The sequence below is a fragment of the Caballeronia mineralivorans PML1(12) genome (genome assembly GCF_001028175.1).
GTDB lineage: Bacteria > Pseudomonadota > Gammaproteobacteria > Burkholderiales > Burkholderiaceae > Caballeronia > Caballeronia mineralivorans.
The window spans coordinates 26,285-49,651 of the sequence record NZ_AEJF01000190.1; the positions used below are offsets into that span (position 1 = coordinate 26,285).

Annotated in this window: 15 protein-coding genes; 7 read left to right on the top strand and 8 right to left on the bottom strand. The window is 62.3% G+C overall.

Going from position 1 to position 23,367, the window contains the following annotated elements:
* Window positions 1-327 precede the first annotated feature (327 nt).
* Both EOS_RS32650 and kdpE read left to right on the top strand, forming a co-directional pair.
* On the top strand, window positions 328-3,174 hold the full coding sequence (locus EOS_RS32650) for a sensor histidine kinase (RefSeq protein ID WP_047896344.1): 2,847 nt from the start codon (window positions 328-330) through the stop codon (window positions 3,172-3,174).
* Window positions 3,161-3,859 (top strand): two-component system response regulator KdpE, encoded by a 699-nt coding sequence (gene kdpE / locus EOS_RS32655; RefSeq protein WP_047896345.1) that lies wholly within the window; start codon window positions 3,161-3,163, stop codon window positions 3,857-3,859. Before EOS_RS32650 ends, kdpE begins: the two co-directional genes overlap by 14 nt.
* On the opposite strand, the gene EOS_RS32660 is transcribed toward kdpE, so the two are convergent.
* From EOS_RS32660 to EOS_RS32685, 6 genes are all read right to left on the bottom strand, one after another.
* Window positions 3,835-4,491, bottom strand: a complete 657-nt coding sequence (locus tag EOS_RS32660; protein WP_047896346.1) for an SDR family oxidoreductase — start codon at window positions 4,489-4,491, stop codon at window positions 3,835-3,837. The two genes, kdpE and EOS_RS32660, sit on opposite strands and share 25 nt — an antisense overlap.
* Window positions 4,492-4,531: 40 nt before the next feature.
* On the bottom strand, window positions 4,532-7,825 hold the full coding sequence (locus EOS_RS32665) for an efflux RND transporter permease subunit (protein WP_047896347.1): 3,294 nt from the start codon (window positions 7,823-7,825) through the stop codon (window positions 4,532-4,534).
* Between the two features lie 4 nt (window positions 7,826-7,829).
* Entirely contained in the window at window positions 7,830-10,949 is a 3,120-nt protein-coding gene (locus EOS_RS32670; RefSeq protein ID WP_047896348.1) for an MdtB/MuxB family multidrug efflux RND transporter permease subunit, read from the bottom strand.
* Between the two features lie 33 nt (window positions 10,950-10,982).
* Complete coding sequence (locus EOS_RS32675; protein WP_047896349.1) at window positions 10,983-12,344, bottom strand: MdtA/MuxA family multidrug efflux RND transporter periplasmic adaptor subunit; 1,362 nt, start codon at window positions 12,342-12,344, stop codon at window positions 10,983-10,985.
* A 526-nt stretch (window positions 12,345-12,870) separates the two neighbouring features.
* Entirely contained in the window at window positions 12,871-13,701 is an 831-nt protein-coding gene (locus tag EOS_RS32680; RefSeq protein ID WP_047896350.1) for an IclR family transcriptional regulator, read from the bottom strand.
* Between the two features lie 702 nt (window positions 13,702-14,403).
* Window positions 14,404-14,712, bottom strand: a complete 309-nt coding sequence (locus EOS_RS32685; protein ID WP_047896351.1) for a hypothetical protein — start codon at window positions 14,710-14,712, stop codon at window positions 14,404-14,406.
* 306 nt (window positions 14,713-15,018) lie between these two features.
* On the opposite strand from EOS_RS32685, the gene EOS_RS32690 reads away from it, so the two are divergent.
* Window positions 15,019-15,504 (top strand): hypothetical protein, encoded by a 486-nt coding sequence (locus tag EOS_RS32690; RefSeq protein ID WP_087882029.1) that lies wholly within the window; start codon window positions 15,019-15,021, stop codon window positions 15,502-15,504.
* A 160-nt stretch (window positions 15,505-15,664) separates the two neighbouring features.
* Window positions 15,665-18,229: a mechanosensitive ion channel domain-containing protein gene (locus EOS_RS32695; protein ID WP_082163592.1), complete on the top strand. Its 2,565-nt coding sequence runs from the start codon at window positions 15,665-15,667 to the stop codon at window positions 18,227-18,229.
* A 49-nt stretch (window positions 18,230-18,278) separates the two neighbouring features.
* Here the strand turns inward: EOS_RS32695 and EOS_RS32700 are convergent, their stop codons facing one another.
* Complete coding sequence (locus EOS_RS32700) at window positions 18,279-18,821, bottom strand: cysteine dioxygenase family protein (RefSeq protein WP_047896353.1); 543 nt, start codon at window positions 18,819-18,821, stop codon at window positions 18,279-18,281.
* A gap of 149 nt (window positions 18,822-18,970) precedes the next feature.
* Here EOS_RS32700 and EOS_RS32705 point away from each other — a divergent pair, with 149 nt between their 5' ends.
* Window positions 18,971-19,447 carry an Lrp/AsnC family transcriptional regulator gene (locus tag EOS_RS32705; protein ID WP_075645426.1) on the top strand — a complete coding sequence of 159 codons (477 nt, stop codon included), beginning with the start codon at window positions 18,971-18,973 and terminating at the stop codon, window positions 19,445-19,447.
* A 122-nt stretch (window positions 19,448-19,569) separates the two neighbouring features.
* Entirely contained in the window at window positions 19,570-19,770 is a 201-nt protein-coding gene (locus EOS_RS32710; RefSeq protein ID WP_047896355.1) for a hypothetical protein, read from the top strand.
* Between the two features lie 52 nt (window positions 19,771-19,822).
* Here the strand turns inward: EOS_RS32710 and EOS_RS32715 are convergent, their stop codons facing one another.
* Entirely contained in the window at window positions 19,823-22,582 is a 2,760-nt protein-coding gene (locus EOS_RS32715) for an FUSC family membrane protein (protein ID WP_047896356.1), read from the bottom strand.
* Window positions 22,583-22,849: 267 nt separating this feature from the next.
* Here EOS_RS32715 and EOS_RS32720 point away from each other — a divergent pair.
* A partial coding sequence (locus EOS_RS32720) for an exodeoxyribonuclease V subunit gamma (RefSeq protein ID WP_047896357.1) occupies window positions 22,850-23,367 on the top strand: 518 nt, incomplete at its 3' end.

The window sequence follows — 23,367 nt, forward strand, 5'->3', positions numbered from 1 at the left end:
CCGCGCCGTCAGCGCCAGGACCACCACAAAACATCTCGCTGCGAACGCTTTGCGCAGCACCCTTTACACATTATTTACGCCTGCGTTCCGATCTTTGACCCGGCTTTTATGCCGACGCGCTTAATGTTCGGAGCCATTGTTCAATACCCGGACCAACAGCTGGCGAGACGAGCCAACCTGACGAAAGACCCTATAACGGACCGGATAGCGGAAACGCAAGAACCAGCAGTTCGTCATACTAGGAAAGTCACGTGTCAATGCGTGGAAACCGCCGAACCCGAAGAACCCGATCCTCGCCTGGATGCGATTGCGCCAACAAGCTAAAAAATGAACCGCCCAAACCCAGACGAGCTGCTCGGAAAGCTGCAAAGAGAGGAGGAAAAGAGTCATCGCGGACGGCTGAAGATTTTTTTTGGCGCGTCGGCCGGAGTGGGCAAGACCTACGCCATGCTGCTTGCCGCGCGCAGCAGAAAGGAGCAGGGCGATGACGTAGTCGTCGGCATAGTGGAAACGCACGGCAGGAGCGAAACCGCCGCGTTACTGGAAGACCTCGAACAACTGCCGCCGGCGAATATGACGTATCGCGGCCATGCGCTCAAGGAATTCGATCTCGACGGAGCGCTTCAGCGCCACCCGCAGCTTTTACTCGTCGACGAACTCGCTCACTCGAACGTCCCCGGCGCTCGTCATCTGAAGCGCTGGCAGGATGTGCATGAACTGCTGGACGCCGGTATTGACGTCTATACCACGGTCAATGTCCAGCATCTGGAAAGCCTGAACGACATCGTGGGGCAGATCACGCAGATCCGCGTCTTCGAGACTGTCCCGGATCGCGTCCTGGATCAAGCCGATGAAGTCACGCTGGTCGATCTTCCGCCCGAGGAACTGCTCGAACGGTTGCGTCACGGCAAGGTCTACATGCCGCAGCAAGCGGAACACGCGGTTCGCAATTTTTTCCGCAAAGGCAACCTGATCGCGCTGCGCGAACTGGCGCTGCGGCGCACGGCGGATCGCGTCGACGCGCAGATGCGTGAGTACCGCGCGGACCGGTCTATCGACAGGATCTGGCAGGCGCGCGACCGGCTGGTGGTGTGCATCGGGCCGGGGCCGGAAGCGCCTACGCTGGTGCGCGCCGCAGCACGGCTCGCGGCAAGTCTTCGTTCCGACTGGATCGCGGTGTACGTCGAAACACCGCGGCTGCAAAAACTCTCCGATACCCGTCGTGACCGCACGCTGACCGCGCTCAAACTCGCTGCCGAACTGGGCGCGGAGACGGTAACGCTGGCCGGCGCGGATGCGGTCGCGACGCTGATCGGGTATGCGCAGGCGCGCAACGCGTCGAAGCTGGTGGCAGGGGCGTCAAAGCGGCGCGGTTTCGCGCGCTGGCTAAAACGCTCGTTCGGCGAGCGGCTGGCGGAACACGCGGGCGACCTCGATCTCACGTTGATCCGCGCGCGGGAGGGTGAGCGAAGAGAGGGAAGCGGTCCATTGCCGCAAGAAGAAGGGACCGCTCCCGACCGGCGCGACGCGTTGAGCGCCGCGCGCGAGCAGCGCTCGGCGTCGCGTGGCTATGCGTACGCCATCGCGATCTGCGCGGTCATCACGCTGCTTGCAAGCCAGATCCGCGATCATTTCGATCTCACGAATCTCGTGATGTTTTATCTCATTGGCGTGATTTACGCGGCGGCGCGCATCGGCCGTGGTCCGGGCGTGCTGCTCTCGTTCCTGAGCGTCGCGGCCTTCGACTTTTTCTTCGTGCCGCCGCGCATGTCGCTGTCCGTCTCGGACACCCAATACCTGCTGACCTTCGCCGGCATGCTGCTGACGTCGCTGGTGATCAGCCATCTCACGTCGAGCTTGCGGCGCGAGGCGCGCGTCGCGTCAAAGCGCGAGCGCCGCACGGGCGCGATGTACGCGATGGCCGGCGAACTCGGCGCGGCGCTCGCGACCGAGCAGATCGTCGGTATCGGCATGCGGCATGTGAGTGAAGTGTTTCGCGCGAAGGTCGCTATGTTACTGCCCGATTCCACCGACAAGGTCCGCCAGAAGCTCGACCCATCGGATACGTCCGCTGCCGCGTTGCTGCTCGATGCGAGCACGCTGGATCTTGACGTCGGCCAATGGGTGTACGACCAGCAGAAACCGGCCGGCCGCGGCACGGACACGCTGCCTGCAGCGGCCGCGCTTTATTTGCCGCTCAAGGCGCCGATGCGCACGCGCGGCGTGCTCGCCGTCGCCACGCGCAATGCCGGCGAGCTCGACGTGCCCGAGCAAAAGCGCATGCTCGACGCGTTTGCCGCGCAGATCGCGCTGGCGCTCGAACGGGTGCATTACGTCGAGATTGCCCGCGATGCGCTCGTCAGCATGGAGTCCGAGCGCCTGCGCAATTCGCTGCTGTCCGCCATCTCGCACGATTTGCGCACGCCGCTTACGACTATCGTCGGTTTTGCATCGATGCTCGCGGAAGCGCGCGGCGATACCCATTCGCCGGCAAATGCCGAGCTGATCGCGGCAATTCACGACGAATCGCTGCGCATGACGAGCATTGTCACGAATTTGCTGGACATGGCGCGCTTGCAGGCGGGTGGCTTGCGGCTGAACCTGCAATGGTCGCTGCTGGAAGAGACGGTAGGCGCCGCGTTGCGGGCGTGCCGGCGGGTTTTGAATGGCCGTCCGGTCGAGGTTCGTTTGCCTGCCGATCTGCCGTTCCTGCAACTCGATGCCGTGCTGATGGAGCGGCTGTTTTCGAACCTGCTGGAGAACGCCGCGAAGTACACGCCGCCGGGCTCGAAGCTCATCATCGGGGCGGAGAGTGTCAGTGTGGATAACAAGCCGTTCGTGCGGGTTTATATCGACGATTTCGGTCCGGGTCTTCCCGTGAACATGGAAGACCGTGTGTTCGAGAAATTCACGCGCGGCGAGAAGGAATCGGCCAAGCCGGGCATCGGGCTTGGGCTTTCGATTTGCCGCGCGATCGTGGAAGCGCACGGCGGTACAATCGGCGCGAATAACCGGCTGGATGTGAGTCTTCCCGACGCGCCGGTTCAGGGCGCGCGCTTCTGGTTCACCTTGCCCGTCGATGCACCGCCTCCCGTGCCAAGTTTCTCCGATGAAGCCGAGCAGGACTTCGTCGATTTTCCTCCGTCGGACCCTAAAGCCCATGAGCGAACCTAACCTCACTGTCGTGTTGATCGAGGACGAAAAGCAGATTCGCCGCTTTGTGCGTGCGTCGCTGGAGGCCGAAGGCATTACCGTGCACGAGGCGGAAACGGGCAAGCAGGGGCTGGTGGACGCGGCGACGCGCAAGCCGGATCTCGTGATCGTCGATCTCGGTTTGCCCGATACCGATGGACTCGACGTGATCCGCGAGTTGCGGAGCTGGACCGAGCTGCCGGTGATCGTGCTGTCGGCGCGCACTCAGGAGGAGGAGAAGGTCGCGGCGCTGGACGCCGGTGCCGACGACTACCTGACCAAGCCGTTTGGCGTATCGGAATTGATGGCGCGGATTCGCGCGCATTTGCGGCGCCGCAATCAGGCGGCGTCGAGTGAATCGCCTTTGGTGAAATTCGGCGACGTCGTCATCGATCTCGGCTTGCGCCAGGTCACGCGTGCGGGTGCGCCCGTGCATCTGACGCCGATCGAATACCGGCTGCTGTCCACGCTCGTGCGCCACGCTGGCCGTGTGCTGACGCACCGCCAGTTACTGCGTGAGGTGTGGGGGCCGTCGCATGTGGAAAGCCACCACTACCTGCGCATCTACATGGCGCATCTGCGGCAGAAGCTTGAACGTGACGCCGCGCAGCCGGAGCACATCGTGACTGAAACCGGTGTGGGTTATCGGTTGATCGGGGCTGTCTGAAGCGCGTCGAGCACGTCGTCTATCGGCACCTCGCCGCCGACAAAGCCGATTACCTCGTCCCGCACGTCGCGTGTGATGCATGCCACCGTGACGCGGGCGACGTCCTCGCGTGAAACGGGCGCGGCGTTCAAGCCGCGTTGGGTGGAGAGTGCCATCGTGCCGCGGCCGAATTCGTCGGAGAGTGGTCCGGGTCGCAAGATTACGTACGGGACGCCACTTGTCTGGACGTAGTCGTCGGCTTGGCGCTTCATTTTCGAGTAATGCTTGAGCGCGAGCGGGCTGGATTCCGGCCAGTACGCGGAGATTGCGCTGATGACCACGAGCTGTTTTGTGCGGCGGCGTTTGGCGTAGTCGGCGGTGCGTTGCACTGCGTCGCGATCGATCGCGCGTTCTTCGTTCACGCCTTCGCTTTCCGCCGATCCTGCGGCGTAGACCACGTGCGTGACGTCGTCGAAGGCGTGGGAGAAATCGTTTGTCAGGTCGCCGAGTACGATTTCGGCGCCGAGTGCGGCGAACTCACCGCGGTGCGCGGATTTACGCAGCAGGACTTTGAAGGGGAGGGATGCGGCACGTAGTTGCCGGGCAATGTGGCGGCCGGTCCGGCCGTGCGCACCGATGAGCAGGACTTTCATTGCTGTTGGCTCCTTCTGGTAGTGGGCGAAACCTACTCGACTATGTTAGCAGCCCCCGGCGCCCCCGCCGTTCCTCCGACCAGATCCGGATCCGGTCCATATAAAGATAAACCACCGGCGTTGTATAAAGCGTCAGCAACTGACTCACGATCAAGCCGCCCACAATCGCAATCCCGAGCGGCGCACGCATCTCCGATCCCTCGCCGGTCCCGAAAGCCAGTGGCAACGCGCCCAACAACGCCGCGGCAGTCGTCATCATGATCGGCCGGAAGCGCAGCAAACACGCTGCTTCAATCGCCTCACGCGACGTCGCCGCCCCATTGCGCTGCGCCTGGATCGCAAAGTCCACCATCATGATCGCGTTCTTCTTCACGATGCCGATCAGCAGGATCACCCCGATCAACGCGATGATGCTGAACTCCGTTTTGAACAGCAGCAATGCAAGCAACGCGCCAATACCCGCCGACGGCAAGGTCGAGAGAATCGTGATCGGGTGAATGTAACTCTCGTACAGAATCCCGAGCACGATATACACCGCAGCGAGCGCCGCCAGAATCAGGATCGGCTGATCCTTGGTGGAATCCTGGAACTGCTGGGCCGTGCCCGCAAAACTGCCGTGAATCGTGCTGGGCACACCGATGGTCGCCATGGTCTCGTAGATGGCAGCGGTGGCGTCGGAGAGCGACTTGCCGGGCGGCAGGTTGAACGAGATCGTCGATGCCACGAACTGACTCTGGTGATTCACCGAAAGCGGCGTGTTGCCCGGCCCGAACTTGGCGATAGCCGAGAGCGGGATCATCGTTTCCTTCGATGTCGACACAGCCGCGCCCGCCGACGAACTGGACTTGCCGCTCGCCGCAATGGCATTTGTCGCGGCATTGCGGATGGACGCGAGCGCCAGTGTGCTAGTTGTATCGGTTGATGACGTACTGGTGCTCGAACTGGTGGACGCGGATGTGACTTTGGACGTCGTCGTGGTCGCATTCGTCGATGCAGCCCCGCTCGCAGTACCGCCCGACGTGCTCACATAGATTTGCTTGAGCATTTCCGGGTCTTGCCAGTATTTCGGCGCGACTTCCATCACGACGTGATACTGGCTCAGCTCGTTGTAGATGGTGGACACCTGACGTTGGCCAAAGGCGTCGTAGAGCGTGTTGTCGATCTGCGCCGGCTGGATGCCCAGGCGCGCCGCCGTTGCCCGGTCGAACGTGACGAACGACTCCAGGCCGCCTTGCTGCTGGTCCGAATTGACATCGGCGAGTTCAGGGCGGGTGAGCAGGGCGTCAGTGAGCTTTGGCCCCCACGTGTAGAGATCGGTGGTGGAATCGGCGAGCAGCGTGAACTGGTATTGCGCGTTCGATTGCCGGCCGCCTGCACGAATGTCCTGCACGGCTTGCAGGAAGGTCCGCACGCCAGCGACGTCGGAAAGCGGCGCACGCAGGCGCTGGATCACCTGTTCGGCGGACACCTTGCGCACGGTTTTCGGCTTCAGCGAAATGAACATGAAGCCCGAGTTGGTCTGCCGCCCGCCCGTGAAACCCGCCACGCTTTCTACCGCCGGATCGGCTTGCACGACCCGCATCATCTCCGAAAACTTGCCCTTCATCGCCTGGAACGACGTGCTCTGGTCGGCCTGGATGCCGCCAACAATCCTCCCCGTATCCTGCTGCGGGAAAAATCCCTTCGGCACGATGATGTACAAATACACATTCAAGCCGACGGTGGCGAGCAGCACCAGCAACACGATCCTCGGATGCGCGAGCGCGACGCCGAGCGTGCGTGCGTAACCATCCTGCATGCGGACGAACTGGCGTTCGAGCCAGCGCGAAAACCGGCCGGGCGGCTTCTGGTTTTGCGGCTCATGCAGCAAACGCGCGCACATCATGGGCGTGACCGTCAGCGAGACGACCAGCGAAACGGCGATCGCGAGCGACAGCGTTAGCGCGAATTCGCGGAACAGCCGCCCGACAATGCCGCCCATCAACAGGATTGGGAGGAACACGGCGACCAGCGAAATGCTCATCGACAGCACGGTGAAACCGACTTCCTGCGCTCCGAGAATGGCGGCCTTCATGCGCGGCACGCCGTTCTCGATATGCCGCGAGATATTTTCGAGCACGACAATGGCGTCGTCGACCACGAACCCCGTCGCAATGGTCAAGGCCATCAGCGAGAGGTTATCGAGCGAGAACCCGAGCAGGTACATGGCGGCGAAGGTGCCGATGATCGAGATCGGCACGGCGACGCTCGGAATAAGCGTCGCGCGCCAGTTGCGCAGGAACAGGAACACGACCATCACGACCAGCGCCACCGCGACGATCAGCGTGAACTCCGTGTCGTGCAGCGACGAGCGGATCGTGGTCGAACGATCGGCCGTGGGGGTAATCTCGACGTCGGCGGGCAGAGCCGCCTGGAGTTGCGGCACCATCGCCTTCACGCGGTCGATGGTGTCGATAATATTCGCGCCCGGCTGCCGGTACAGGATCACAAGCACGGCGCGCTTGTTGTTGATGAGGCCCAGGTTACGCAGGTCCTCGACCGAATCCACTACTTCACCTACATCGCTCAGATGCACCGCGGCGCCGTTGCGGTAAGCGACCACCAGGTCGCGATATTGCGCGGCCTTGCTCGCCTGATCGTTGGTATAGAGCTGAAAGTGCGTCCCGTTGAACTCGATGGCACCCTTCGGACTGTTCGCATTCGCCGACGCCAGCGCCGCACGAACATCTTCCAGGCCAATGCCGTAGTGAAACAGCGCGTTCGGTTCCAGTTCCACGCGCACGGCCGGATTTGCCGAGCCGCTTACGTCCACTTCGCCCACGCCCGGCACGGTGGACAGCGTTTGCTGCAGCACGGTCGCGGCGGAATCGTAGAGCGAACCCGCCGTGCGCGTGGGGGAGGAGAGCGCGAGAATCAGAATAGGCGCGTCGGCCGGGTTGACCTTGTGATACGTCGGATTGCTTCTGAGCGACGTGGGAAGATCGGCGCGCGATGCGTTGATGGCGGCCTGCACGTCACGCGCAGCGCCGTCGATGTCGCGGTTCAACCCGAATTGCAAGGTGATCCGCGCCGAGCCGACCGAGCTTTGCGACGTCATTTCGGTGACGTCGGCAATCGAGCCGAGATGGCGCTCCAGCGGACTCGCCACGCTGGTCGCGACCGTTTCCGGGCTCGCGCCGGGCAAGCTTGCCTGGACCGAGATGGTCGGGAAATCGACTTGCGGCAACGGCGCGACCGGTAGCTTGGTGAACGCGAACAGGCCGGCGAGCGCAATGCCGATGGCCAGCAGCGTGGTGGCGACCGGGCGCGCGATGAACGGTTGCGACAGGTTCATGCGCTTACTCCGTTTCGCTCGCCGGGCGTGGCGGCGCGTTGCGGTGGAAACGCGCGCGCACGCGGCGCGCGAGCGAATCGAAGCCGAGATAGATCACCGGCGTGGTGAATAGCGTAAGCGCTTGCGACACGATCAAACCGCCCACGATCGCAATGCCCAGCGGCCGCCTCAGTTCAGAGCCCGCGCCCCAGCCGAGCATCAGCGGCAACGCGCCGAGGAGCGCGGCCATGGTCGTCATCAGGATGGGCCGGAAGCGCAGCAAACACGCCTGGTAGATCGCATCGCGCGGACTTTTGCCTTGCTCGCGTTCGGCTTCCAGCGCGAAGTCGATCATCATGATGGCGTTCTTTTTCACGATACCGATCAGCAGCACGATGCCGATAATCCCGATGATGTCGAGATCATGCCCGGTGATCATCAGCGAAAGCAGCGCGCCCACGCCCGCCGACGGCAGCGTCGACAGAATAGTGATCGGGTGAATGAAGCTTTCGTACAGCACGCCCAGCACGATGTACATGGTGACGACCGCGGCGAGGATCAGGAACAGCTCGTTCGACAGCGACGCCTGGAAGGCGAGCGCCGCGCCCTGGAAGCGAATCTGGAACGACGCAGGCAAACCGATATCCTGCTTCGCCTGATCGATCGCTTTCACGGCCGCGCCGAGCGACGCACCAGGGGCGAGGTTGAACGAGACCGTGGTCGCGGGGAACTGGCCGAGGTGTGTGACCAGCAGCGGCGCGGCGCGCTCATGGAAGGTCGCGATGGCCGATAGCGGCACTTGCCCGCTCGTGGCCGTGGAAGATGGCAGATAGATGCCGTTCAGCGTCTCGCTATAGTGCGCGTCGGTCGGCTGGGATTCCAGGATCACGCGATACTGGTTCGACTGCGTGAAGATGGTCGAAATGATGCGCTGGCCGAATGCGTCGTAGAGAGCGTTATCGACGGTAGCCGGTGTAATGCCGAAGCGCGAAGCCGTCGCCCGGTCGATTTCCACGTACACCGACTGGCCGTTCTGCTGCAGGTCGGTCGCGACATCCGCCAGTTCCGGCGATTGTTGCAAGCGCGCGGTCAGTTTCGGCACCCATTCGGCAAACTCGGCCGAGTTCGGGTCGGTCAGCATGAACTGGTATTGCGTCGGGCTGACGGTGGAATCGATGGTCAAGTCCTGCACCGGCTGCATGTAGAGCCGGATGCCTGGAATGTTCGCCACGTCCTGCTGCAGCGCGCGGATCACGTCGCTCGACGTGTTGCTGCGGTCGTCGCGCGGTTTCAGGTTGATCAGCATCCGGCCGCTGTTCAGCGTGATATTGGTTCCATCCACGCCGATGAACGACGTCAGGCTCTCGACGTCCGGGTTCTTCAGGACCTGCGCGGCAAGCGCCTGCTGTTGCTCGGCCACTGCCTGGTACGAAGCGGCTTGCGGTGCTTGCGTAATCGCCTGGATCACGCCGGTATCCTGGATCGGGAAGAAGCCTTTCGGAATCCAGATGTAGAGCAGGGCGGTGAGAATGAGCGTGAGCAGCGCGACCACCAGGGTCGAGCGCTGCCGGTCAAGCACCCATGTCAGCGCGACGCCATAACGCCCGATCACGTAATCGATGAATTGATGCGCGCGCGCTTCGAAGCGACCGCTCTCCTTCGGCGGTGTATGCCGCAGCAGCTTCGCGCACAGCATGGGCACGAGCGTGAGCGAGACAATTGCCGAGATCACGATGGTCACCGCTAGCGTGATCGCGAATTCGTGGAACAGACGCCCGACCACATCGCCCATGAACAGCAGCGGAATCAGCACCGCGATCAACGATACGGTCAGCGAAATGATCGTGAAGCCGATCTGCTTCGAACCCTTGAGCGCCGCTTCGAGCGGCGGCTCGCCGTCCTCCACGTAACGTGCGATGTTCTCGATCATCACGATGGCGTCATCGACGACAAAACCCGTCGCAATGGTCAATGCCATCAGCGAAAGGTTGTCGAGCGAGAAGCCGCACAGATACATCACGGCAAGCGTGCCGATTAGCGAAACGGGGACCGACAAACTTGGGATCAGCGTCGCCCAGACGTTTGCGAGGAACAGGTAGATCACCAGCACGACCAGCACGACGGACAGCGCCAGTTCGAACTGCACGTCGCGCACCGAGGCGCGAATGGTCGTGGTGCGGTCGGTGACTATGCGCACGTCGAGCGCGGCGGGCAGCGCCGATTGCAATTGCGGCAAGATTGCCTTGATGCCGTCGACCACCGCGATCACGTTCGCACCCGGCTGGCGCTGCACGTTCAGGATGATGGCCGGCGTGTTGTCCACCCACGCGCCGAGCTTGGTGTTTTCCGGACCCTGGACGACCGTTGCGACGTCGGTCAGCATCACGGGCCGGCCGTTCTTGTAAGCGATGACCGCGCTCTGGTAGGCGCTGGCGTCGGTGAGCTGGTCGTTCGCGTTGATCGTGTAAGCGCGCGACGGGCCGTCGAAATTACCCTTCGGCGTGTTGACGTTCAGGTTCGAAATAGTGGTGCGCAAGTCGTCGATGTTCAGACCGTACGACGCGAGCGCGCGCGTGTTCGCCTGAATCCGCACAGCCGGGCGATTGCCGCCGCTGACCGACACCAGCCCCACGCCCCCGACCTGCGAGATCTTCTGCGCAAGACGGGTATCGGCGAGATCCTGGACCTGCGTGAGCGGCAAGGTCTTCGAACTGATCGCGAGCGTGATGATGGGGGCGTCGGCGGGATTCACCTTCGCGTAGATCGGCGGTGCGGGCAGGTCGGACGGCAGCAGGTTGCCCGCGGCGTTGATGGCCGCCTGCACTTCCTGCTCGGCGATGTCGAGCGGCAGGTCGAGACTGAATTGCAGCGTGATGACGGACGCGCCCGCCGAACTCTGCGACGACATCTGGTTCAGGCTGGCCATCTGCCCGAACTGCTTTTCGAGCGGCGCGGTGACCGAGGTGGTCATCACGTCCGGCGACGCGCCCGGATAGAACGTCTGCACCTGGATGGTCGGGTAGTCGACAGCCGGCAGCGCGGACAGCGGCAAGAAGCGCAGCGCGACGAGGCCGACCAGCATGATTGCCGCCATCAGCAGCGCCGTGCCGACCGGACGCAGGATAAAAAGACGCGATGGATTCATGCGGGTGCAGTGCGGTTATGGATCATGAGTGCATCATTGCGACGCCGGACGATGGTGGCCGCGATGCGCGCCCGACGCGCCTCTGGCACCCGAAGCAGCAGCCCCCGAGGCACCGGAAGCAGCTTTGGGTTTGTCTGCCGGAATGGTGATCTTCGCACCTTCCTTCAGCCGGTCTGAGCCGTCGATCACCACGCGTTCGCCCACTTGCAAGCCCGTCTTGATGCTGGTGCGTTCACCATCGACCGGGCCGATCTTCACGTTACGCACCGTCACCGTATTGTCCGGCTTCACCACATACACAAACGCGCCCGACGAGCCGTTCAGCACCGCGGGCGTGGGCACGATGGTCGCGTCCTTGATGACATCGACGAGCAGTTTCGTGTTCACGAACTGGTTCGGAAACAGCATGCTTTCCTTGTTGTCGAAGCGCGCGCGCAGCTTGACGGTACCCGTGGTGGTGTCGATCTGGTTGTCGATGGTTTCGAGGTAGCCGCTTTCGAGCGACGTGGTGTTCGCGCGGTCATAAGCCGTCACCGACATCTTCGTGCCCGCATGCAGCGGTTTCAGAATGGCGGTGAGATTGTCTTCCGAGGTCGTGAAAATGACGCTGATAGGCTGCAGTTGCGTGATGACGACGACACCGTTCGTGTCACTAGTCGTTACATAATTGCCCGGATCGACCTGCCGCAAGCCGACACGGCCCGACACGGGCGCCGTGATGCGCGCATAGGTGAGGTCGAGCCTGAAGGTATCCACGCTCGCCTGGTCCGCCTTCACTGTGCCCTCGAGTTGCTGGACGAGCGACGCCTGCGTGTCCACCTGCTGGCTCGCGATCGAGTCTTGCGAGAGCAGCATCTGGTAACGCTTCAAGTCCAGGCGCGCCGTCTGCAGCAGCGCCTGGTCTTTGGCGAGCGTTCCTTGCGCATTGCGCAAGGAGATTTCGTAAGGGCGCGGATCGATCTGGGCCAGCACGTCCCCCTTCCTGACCATCTGGCCTTCCTGGAAGGCGACGTCCTGCAATGTGCCGTTGAGCAGCGTCTTGACCGTCACCGACGCCAGCGGCGTCACCGTCCCGAGCGAGTTGATCACCACCGGCATTTCGCCTTGCGTCACCGTGGCGACATGCACGGGCTGCGGCGGAGCAGGCATGCCCGGGCCGCCAGGACCACCACCGCGCCGCCCGCCGCCTGCCTGCTGCTGCGGGTTATTCGCACCGCCCCGGTTCCACGGATGCCACGCGAACACGCCCGCCACGATCAGGATCGCAACGACGATCCACAGAAACCGGCGCCGGCGAGGCTGGGAGGCTGACGGAGGGGGAGTCGAGGCTTGGGAGGTGGGCGAACGGCGTTCAGAGTGAGGCGGTGGCGCTGGGTGGTTTTTCTGTTCGTCCATCGTTTCAGTGGCTCGGTGAGTCGGTGGGCTCGGAAACTGTCTTGAGGTGCTGGCGCATTCGGTTGGGCATTTGCGCGGACGGGTCCTGATGCGTGCCGAAAACGCCATCGATCACGTCACGCACTTTAAGCACGCCATGTGACGTACACGCGCATAGGCGCCCGGAGCGTTCACCGCAGTGAAAGCTTTGAAAGACTGGTCGGTGCGCGAAGCATGATGCTACGTCCCGTGCTTCGTTGCAGTCCAGCTATCTTTCTTTCGATTGATTACGAACGTTACGAGTTCGGGCAGGGACAGAAGGCGATTCGAAAAGGGCGTTCAGAAGGCGCGGCAACGTCGGTCGACATCGTATCGTCTTGTGCGTTTGCGAGTCACGCAAAGACGTTATTACGCGTCGCCCTGGACGAAACGGCGTGCGCCGGGAAGATGCGGAAGACAAGCTGATCGACGACGAAGCGCCCTATATGCCGGTGCACGCGCAAAGCGGCACATGAGGTGTTTCGCCGTCGATCAGGCGCAAGGCGCGTTATTCGCTTAGGCGCGCCGACGGTGTTCCGCCGATCTCATGCGTGATCTTCGCGACGCACTCGAGCAAGGCCGGCGCAACCTTGTTCAGTAGCGCGTCTCGCGGCGCCTGGTACTCGGCGCCGCCGCAATTGACCGCGTAACGTTGCCCCGACGGCCCGACGAAACCCGCCGCCACGGCATTGAGCCCCTGGTGCCAATCGCCGGTGGAGATGGCGAAGCCACGGCGCACCGCGTCTTCCAAGCCAGGCTTCAGGCTGCTGTCGATGCTCGGCCAGTCGTCGCCCGAAGCGGTCCGCAGACTGTCGAGCAGACCGATCCGGTCGGATTCTCCGAGCGCCGCCAGATACGCGCGGCCGACAGCGGTGCGTCCCAGATCCATCCGCGCGCCTACTTCCAGCCGCGACACGAGCACGGCCGAGCGTGGCCGGATGGTATCGATCACGACCATGTCCAGCCGGTCGCGTACGGCCAGATGAACGCTCAGCGTAGTCCGGTCCGCCAGTTCGATGAGAAACGGCCGCGCGCGTGCCCGGATGTCGAAGTTGCGCAGAAAGCCGTTGCTCAACTCCAGCACCGAGGCCGTCAGCACGAACCGCTCACTGTCGGGTAATTGAAACAACAAATTGGCGCTCACGAGGGTCGCCGTCAACCGCGAGATGGTCGGCTTTGGAATGCCCGTCCATTCGGCTAGTTCACGATTGCTGACCGGAGCGTCGGCGGCGGCGATTCGCCTGAGTACGTCGAGGCCTCGCGACAACGCGACGACTTCTTCCCCATCACGCCCTTTTTCCCTTTCCCGGCTCGAAGGCCGGCTCTCAGTGGTGTGCATTATTTTTGGAACTTGGTTTCGTTGAAAAGGCTGGAGACGCCATTCATCGACGCTGACTGAGTACGCGCGTCACCACATGCCTGAATCGTATCAACCAGCAATGAAAATGTGCATTTGCTGGACTCGTTTTTGTCATCAAAGCCGCGTACCGTACCGCCAGATAATCGCTCAATCCTCGAAATTTCGCTTGACTAGGTTTCGCATAACGTAAAAAATGGAACCCGATTTCGAAAGCACTACGGAAGCGCTAGTTGCGCCCATCGAATTGCGATCGATAACCAGCTCTCAGGTTCTAGCACGGCCCTCGGAATGGCTAGAACTTTTAAGGCGCTACGGCAACGTAGCGCCTTTTTTTTGGGTTCGCCAAAGGCTCTCGCAAAAGCGCTGTGGCCGTCGCGGCCCCTGGGCGTGTGCCGCGGTCGTATATGCGTGTGCGCAAAAGCGCTGCTGACTGGTACGGACTTGGTGCGGTGCCAAAGGCGATGGACGCTCGATGTGGCGCATCGGCTATTCAAATCCTTATGCCATCTTATTTATTTTCACCCTATACCGCTTCGTTCCCCTGCGTGTTTAGTATTTTCAGGTGAACTACAAAGATACGGGTTCTTTCGCCAATAAGGTTATGCTTTTTAAAGCGAGAGGACATCGCGAGATGCACCCGCGTGCGCGCAGGGCGCAGAACAGATGTCCTTATCAATGCCACTAGCGGTGCGTAGCGAACATCTTGCCCGGTTTTAGCAAGCGCCGGCCGCGCAACGCCCAATAGATTCCTGCGATACCCAATATTGCCGCACTGCCGAACACGAGTACCGGAGAAACCTGCTGAGGCTCGGGATTGCTCGTAGCGACGATCATGGCCGCGACCAGCGCTACGCCCGCTTGCGCAAAGGCGCGCTTGGCCCGGTCGCGGTGGCCGGAAAAACGCACGGAACGCGACATCGGCGTGCGCGTGAACGGCTCGAAAAGGATCAGCCCGGCGACGAGGGCAATCAGCAGATTCATCAGGATCATGGCAACACGTCAATATCGAATTCAGCGATGGCCAGCACTATAAGAACTGGCAGAACTGGCATCGTTGAAATGCATCGGAACCGTCTTAAAGCGGGTTGGATTGCGAGCGTTGCGAGATGGTGCTGATGGCATTAGTGCTGTTTGTGGGGACCATCCCCGAAACCCGGTCGAACGGCCAACGTTGCATCCCGGAAAAAAGGGGGTGAGCGCACACGGTTATCATGCGTCTCGAGTGAGCCGTTGAACCGGCGAATGCAACCATCGGGCGAGCGGCAAGTCTGCACGCCCAACAGGATGATGACAACGATGCAAAAGAACTGGATGAACCGGCTGGCCGGCGCCGTGGTTGCGCTTGGGTTGCTCGCTGCGTGCGAGAAGCACGACGCCGCGGCGGGGCAGGCGGTCGGCGCGCTGAATAACCTAGCCAGCCAGGCGGGCCAGAAATTCGACCAGGCGGCGAGTTATGCCGGCCAGCAGGTGGACTCGGTAAAGCAGTCTGCGCAACAAAACCTGCAGTCGGCGGGTACGTTGCCGGATATGTCGGCGAGCAGCGTGGCGGCAGCAGCGCGCGCGAACATGGAAGGCGCGGCCAGTGCGACAAACGCGGCTATCGTGAATGCCGCAAGCGATACCGGCGCAGGTCTGCAAGCTGCCGGTCGCAAGCTGCAGGCATGGTCGGCAAGCTCGGCAACTGCTCAAGGCGCGGCCAGCGGAATGGCGGGAACGAGCTCGGGTGGTTCGTCCAGTACGTCGTCGGACCCGGGAAACGCACGCACGGATATGGACAAATAGGTGGGCGCCGACTGGACTTGCCGAGCGTGCCGTCGTGCTGCTCAATGCCGCGAACAAGGCCGCTGCGGGCTAACATCTCGTTACCCGCGTGACTGTTTTGTCTAAAGATAATCTCAGCGCAGCAGCTAAACTGGCGGTCTTTTACCTTTTTCGTACCGCCATGAAGCCAAGCCGCATCCGGGCGCTCGCTGGCGCGCTGGCATTCGCCGCGTTGGTCAGCGCGGCGCTCACCGTTACCTCTCCGAACGCACATGCCGCACCGCCGGCGCTCACGCTGCCGTCGTTTCAGGAACTCCTCAACAAACCCGCGGCACCCAGCCCGGTATCGGCTTCCGCCGCTGCTTCCGCTACCTCGGGCACCGCAGCGAGTCCGGCCAGCGACGCGGACCTCGCGCGCTCGCTCGACACGGTTATCTCTACGCTCGACAGCGACCGGCAACGCACGGCGCTGGTCGCACAACTGAAAAAGCTTCGCGACGCCAAGCGCGACGCCGATGCCGCAGCACAACCCGCCGACACAGCCGCCAAGTCCGACAGCACCGGCACGGCAGCGTTGGCTGGCGCGGCTGCATCGTCGACGGCGAGCTCATCGACGGCAGCGTCGTCGGTCGTCGCGGCCATCACGCCGAAAACCGGGTTGCTGGGTGCGATTGCGTCGGGGCTGGCCAATATCGAGGCCGATTTCAGTCGGGGCCATACGCCGCTCAACTACTGGGGCGGCCGCCTGAATGCAGCCTACAACGAGTTGTTCACCATCGTCTCGGGCCAAAGCCGTGAGAGTTTTGGCCGTACGCTGCTCAACTATTTCCTGATGTTCGCAGGTTGGGGCGTGTGCGCTTATCTGCTGGTGTACTTCCAGCGGTACTTGCACGCCCGTTACAACGTGCATTTCGGCCTGCGTCCCAATCCGACCACCAGCGAGCTCTTGATCTTCGCGCTGCGGCGAGTCGGGCCGTATCTCTTCGCGTTTATTGCCGCGCTCACTTTTGTGCGGCTGATGCCGGTGTCGCTGGGCCGCACGCTCGCGATGGTCACGGCTTACGCCATCGTCGCGGGTGCGGTGTTTTCGTCGATCTGCCTGATCATGTTTTCGCTGTTCGGCTCGGCGCATCGGCGGGTGGCGGTGAATCTGCTGATTCTGCATGCACGTCGCCTGTTGTTCCTGATCGGCACGCTCGGCGCACTCGGCGACGCCGCGTCGAACTATGACGTGGCGCAACAACTGGGCACGAATCTGTCCGCGCTGCTCTCGACGGTCGCGAACATGAGCGCGGCGGTCCTGACCGGCTATTTCACGCTGGCGTTCCAGCGGCCGGTGTCCCATCTGTTCCGCAGCCGCTCGTACGAGCAGCGCAGCCGCCACAAGGCCGCAACGGAGACGTTCGAAGTGGTGGGCTCGCTCTGGCAGGTACCGATGCTGCTGCTTGCATCAGCGTCGGTGATCGCGACGCTCGCGGGCATCGGGACCTCTGAGAACGTGCTGCAGATGGCGATCGCAACCGCTGGGCTGTTGGTGGTCGGACTGTTTCTTAGCGCCGTCGTGTTGCGCGTGACGCGTCTGCCGCAACGCAAGACGCGCCGGCAATCGGCCTACGTGCGACGGCTTTTCAAGTTTTTTGGCCGTCTGGTCGTATTGGCGATCTGGTTGGTTTTCCTCGAACTCGCGTCGCGTTTCTGGGGGTTTTCGCTCACGAAACTCGCTGAAGAAAGCGTTGCCGCGCGCGGCGTCACGCACGCGGTGAGTGCGATCCTGCTGACTATTCTCATCGCCTGGCTGGCGTGGATCCTGATCGATACCGGGATTCAGGAGGCGCTCAATCCGAATACGCCGCGCGGCAAGGGGCGCGGTCCGAGCATGCGCGCGCGCACCATGCTGCCGCTGATCCGCAACGTGGTGTTCGTCGGACTGCTGGGCGTCGCGGCGATTGTTACTGCCGCCAATCTCGGGCTGAACGTAACGCCGTTGCTCGCTGGCGCCGGCGTGATCGGGCTGGCGGTAGGCTTTGGCGCGCAATCGCTCGTGGCCGATCTGATCACGGGGCTTTTTATCATCATCGAGGACACCATTTCCGTTGGCGATTCGATCGAGGTCGACGGCGGCCACGCGGGCGTGGTGGAAACGCTCACCATCCGTACCGTGCGGCTGCGTGACGGGCAGGGCGCCATTCACGCCATTCCGTTCTCGCAGATCAAGGTGGTGAAGAATCTGTCGCGCGATTTTGCTTTTGCGGTGTTCGAAGTGCGGGTGCCGTTTTCTGCAGATGTCGACCAGATCACGCAGATGATTCGCGAAGTCGGCGCGGAATTGATGGCCGATTTTCGATACCGGCGCGAGATGCTGGGGCCGATCGAAGTGTGGGGACTGGACCGTTTCGATCCCAACTGGATGGTCGTGAAAGGGCAGATCAAGACGCTGCCGCTGCAGCAATGGAGCGTCGCGCGGGCGTTCAACGTAAGGGTAAAACGCAAGATGGACGAGATCGGCATGGACGTTCCCGTGCCGCAAATGCAGGTGCGCGTGTCGCGGGAATCGGCGAAAAAAGACGCGTCGTGGGAGGAGCTGGAGGAGGTGACGGAGCCAGTGCCATTGTCGCCCGTGGAGCGGAGCGCGGCCGCGAAAGCGCGGGACGTGTCGCACGAGCCGCAGCCCGCGCCGCCGCCCACCGATCAATCCGTCCAGGTGCCGCCCCAGATTCCGACGGCGTCGGAGCCGGGGAAAGCGTAGGGCGGGTGTTTCGGCATCGGTATTAGCCCAACGCCCATGCCCACGCGCGTTAAGCGGCGACCGCGACGAGATCGTTGACGTGTGTCGAGATCTGCGCGCCGGGCACGCCATAGACATGGATGGAAACGGCGGTCTGTCCCGTGGCCGACGCGTTCCCCAACTGGTGAATCGCCCCGCGCCCTGGGCCGACAAAGGACACCGCGCCGCAAGCCCGCTCGTGGCGGCGCGTTGCAACTGCCCGATGCGCATCGGCATCCCACGCGAACAGCGTCTCGGACAGCGTTCCTTCAATCACCGTGTAGGCGCACCACGTGTGATGGCCATGCACCGGACTTGCCTGACCGGCTTGCCAGACGAGCGCGGCGACGGCGTAGCGGCCGAGCGGATCGGCGACGAGCAAATGCCGCCGGTAACAATCCAGCCCGCTTTCACGCTGGGCGTCCGATAAAAGGCCAGTTCCCCTCGATAACCCGCCCAGTGCCGCACGCACGCCAAGCGCGAATCCCGCCGACGACGGATCAAGGCAACAGGCTTGATCGAGTGTTTGGGACAACAGCGCGAGCGGCGATTTTGGATCGAGGGCAAGGGTCATGGCGAGGCTCGTGAAGAAGCGGAATCAAGCAGAAAGGAGCGGAAAGCCGAGTCTCATTTATACCGGTTTGCATGTGGAAAAAGTTTCCATATAATTTCGTCAAGGCGCGGAAAAGTAGAATAATTTCCTATAAGGGGCGGGCTGTGGGCATGGACCTCATCGATCGCAAGTTGCTGGAACTGCTGCAAGAAGATGTGACAATGCCGATTGCCGAGCTGGCGACACGCGTCAATCTCTCGCAGACGCCGTGCTGGAAACGCGTGCAACGGCTGAAGGAAACCGGCGTGATTCGCGCTCAGGTCGCGCTTTGCGATCCACGCAAGCTGGGCGTTGGGACAACGGTATTTGTCGCGGTGAAGACGAACCAGCACACGCAGACCTGGGCGGAGGACTTCACGCGCGCCGTACGCGATATCCCCGAAGTGGTCGAGGTATATCGAATGAGCGGGGAGACGGATTATTTGCTGCGCGTGGTGGTGTCGGATATCGACGATTACGACCGTGTCTACAAGTCGCTAATCCGCGCTGTCCCGCTTTATGACGTGAGTTCGAGTTTCGCGATGGAGCAGATCAAATATTCCACCGCGCTGCCCGTGCGGCCGCCGCTCGGGGTCACAGGGAACTGAGGTTGTGGGCGCGACGTGGAGCGCGTTGCAGCGTGGCGAATGGCAGACTGGCGCAACCCTTCTGAAATCCATGTCGGGTAAGATCCTGCGCTTCGTCCAATCCCACTCAGAGCTTCGATTTCATGACCGATGACCGCCGCAAAAAGGCCCCGACGCGGAAGAACCCCACCGTCGCGATCAGCATTCTTATCGTGGTCGTGGTGCTGCTTGTGATCGGCACATTGTTCTTCAACGCGATCCGCGACAAGCGCGAGTACGAAAGAGAAAACCCGCCGGCGAGCGTTACTGCACCCGCGGCGCCCGCGGCCGGCGCTTCCCAGTAACGCGCTTTTCAGCAACGCCTTGCGCCCATGCGTGAGTGGCCTGACTCGCCATTCACTCCGGCAAGTTGATGAGGCTCGCGTCCTTGCGAATCAGGAGCGAGGCCGTCAGCATCTGCTTGCACTGATGCGCGAGCAGCTTCAGATCCTGGACGGCATCGGCCGGGATATCTTCGGCACGCTCCGCGCCAACCACCATTGAATCCAGTTCGCGCGTGAGCAGCTTCGACTGCTCGGCTTGATCGTCGGGGACGGGCACCCCCTCCTGCGCCTGCGTTAGATTGTCGCGGATGACGGTCAGCGCGCGCTGCACGGGTTGCGCTGCATGACCCGCAGCGGACTTCCCTACCGATTGCAATAACGGTCCCGCCGCCGTGATCTGCGATGCGAGCACGTGGCTGCGGATCAGCAGATCGTTGAGTTCAGGCACGAACTTCTGCTGCGCCTTCGGTTCGAGCATCATGCGCTGGAACGCCTGAGCGAGATTCGCAAACGCGATGTGCACGTTCTTGCGCGCGAGGCGATAGCGGAAGTCACTGTCGAGTGCTTCCGCTGCCACGGCTGCTGCGGCAGAGGCGCCAGATTTAGCGGTCGCGGCCGCGCTTTCGCCGGTAACGGTTTTCTTCTTCGATGCCGATGCCGTCGTCGAGCGCTTGCCGCTCGTTTCAGCTAGAGCCGGTTCGCGTCGTGTCGCCAATTGGCCCGGGGTCCTGGTTGTCGCGGCGTCCGTTGGCTTCACGGGCGCGGCCGAGTATGTCGCGCCCGGCGTATCCGTGGCTGAAACAGGGTCCGTTTGCCTCACGGTTATTGCTTCGTTCGTGCGGGTAGCTGGGCTGCTTCTATCCGATATCGCCGTTTCGGCTGAAGCAGATGCCACGTTGCTCACGACCGGTGACTGACTGGCGCCGGCCACACCGCCGGTCTCACCGCCGGTCTCACTGAGCACGCTGCGGGAAGAGGTTTCCTCCGCAGTCGCAAGTTCCGCTTCGCCAGCCTCGGACCGTGCAAGTGCGGCTGTCGCCGCTTCCGCCGTTGCGGCGTTGGCATCGGCGAAAAGATTGGCGTCGGCCGCGCTCTTTGCTTCAGCTTGCGCCGCGGGCTTGCCGGTCCACCACCAGCTTGCCTCGAGGTAATTGCGCATCGCGGCGATCATGTCGCGCACCTGCTTGCCCATCAGCCGGTATTCCCAGTACGGAAACAGATGGCTGGCGGCGATCGCAATGGCGCATCCAACCACTGTATCGATGGCGCGCTCTCCGATCAGCCGCATGCCGCCCGGCGCGAGCAAGTGCAGCATCAGCAGTACATAAGCCGATGTGAACACCACGCTCGCCGTGTAGTTGAAGAGCAGCAAGCTGTAGCTCATGACCATGCAGGCGAACATGGCCACGAGCAACACGTGCGGGTTTTTCACCACCAGGATCAACCCGACGCACGCGGCACAGCCAATCGCCGTGCCGATGATCCGCTGCACGTTGCGCTGCTTGGTGAGCGAATAACCGGGCTTGAGAATGATGACCGTGGTCATCACGATCCAGTACGCGTTGGTGAGCGGCAACAGGCGTCCGAGCCAGAACCCGACGCCGACCGCGATCGTTACGCGCAGTGCGTGCCTGAAGCTTGGCGAGGCCATCGTCAGGTTCGAAAAAATCTGCATGAACGGCACGCGCCGGCTCGACACAAAACGCGACAACTTGGGGTCGACGCGAATCTCCGTCTCGGTAACGCTCGGATCATGTCGCGTCCGGCGACGCATTTTGTCGATCAGCCGTGTCGCACTCCAAAGCCGTCTGAACGCTGACGACACAGCTGAATAGGCCTCCGGGTTTTTCTGCGGGACGCCGTGCCGGCGCATCTGGTCGAGCTCGTATTCGATCGCGCGCAACTCGGCCTTCACGTTGATCCGCGCTCGCGCCGGCCGGTTTTGCAGCACCGCGAGGCCAATGTCCTCGAGATCGAGCGCGGCCTTTCTCATCAGGTCGCGATAGAAGATCAGGATGTCCGCTCCGCCGAAGGTGTTGCGTACCAGCGGGTAGTCCGTGTGTGCGCCCACGAACATCTCGTGCAGGTCGACCACATTGATAAAGAGGTTGAAGAGCATGACGCGTCGTGCGTCGAGCTTGCCGCTTCGCAACTTCGGCAGGTTACGCAGCACGATGTCGCGCGCCGCGTCCTGACGCTCGACAGCGGCAATCTGCTTTTCGATCAGCTTTCGATAACACTCGTCGAGATTGGCGTCGAGATCGTAAAACTCGGAGCGCGCCAGCAGATACTCGGCGCAACTGAACACGCTCTCGGCCAGCGCTTGCCGCTCGATCCGATAAACCAGCGAGCGGCTGACGAACGTGGCCCAATAGGTGTACCAGAGGCCGCCGAGCAAGATCCACGATGCGTTGACGAGCGCCTGCATCGGCGTGAAATGCTCTTCCAGCGTCACGATCATCATGAAGAGCGTGGCGAAGCTGATCTGCGGCCAGCGGTTGCCGTACACCACGATCAGCGACAACACGAACGTGAGCGGCACGACGCTCAGCCACAGCGTCACTGCATTCGCGCTCGCGATTCCGGTAGCCAGCGCCGATAAAAAGCCGATCACCGTGCACGCCAGCATCTCGTTATGCTTGTACTTCAGCGGCCCCGGCATGTCGACGACACTCGCGCCCAGCGCACCGGTCGCAATCGTGAAGCCGAGTTCACGATTGTGAAACACCGTCAGCATCAGTATGGCCGGCAGCGAGACGCCGAGCGCGATCCGCAAGCCACCGAAGAAGTACTGGCTATAAATGAATTTTCTGATTTCTAGCGAGTAACGCATCGACTTCCTAGTTTGCTGCCCGGGTGTCTTAGGTCCCGGCATAGTCTCGGTTTGCCACATCGGGCACTCGGACCTGCGTTCAATGTGGCTTCGAGTCTAACCCAACTCGATGGCATCGAAACCTAGCCCGTTCGGACGAATCCCGGTTGAGAACGGCCTTTGCTATCCTGTCGTTTCACCTCGCGACACGTCCTTGGGTTTGCAGAACAAGCCGTTTCCTATCAGGTTCGACTCACACGTTCGACTCACGCTCAACTAGCAGGATCCATGCTCGAACTCTTTTATTCGAATCGCCAAGAAACGCTGTCGCAGGCGTTGCTCGAGGACGTCGCCGCGTTCGCATTGAATGACGGCAATCCGTTCGCGAGCCAGACGATCATCGTGCCGAGCGCGGCGGTGCGCCGGCGGCTCGAGCTGGACATGGCCGCGCGCTTCGGCATCTGCGCGAACGTGGACCTGTGTTATCTCGCGCAATGGCTGTGGGCGCAAATCGGCGGGGTGTTGCCAGTGCCCGAGCATTCGCCGTTCGCGCCCGACCGGCTGGTGTGGCGCTGTTTCCGGCTGCTCGGTGCAATGACCGAAGCTGCGCCGGAGGGCTCGTCGCGGCTACGTGCGTACCTCGATGCCGCCGACGACTCCATGCGCTACGAACTCGCGCGCCGCATTGCGACGGTGTTCGATCACTATCTGACGTATCGGCCGGAATGGCTGCAGCACTGGCAGGCGGGCGGCTCGATCCTGGCCTCCGCCAGCGGCGCGCTCGACGCGAACGGCCCGCGCCTGCC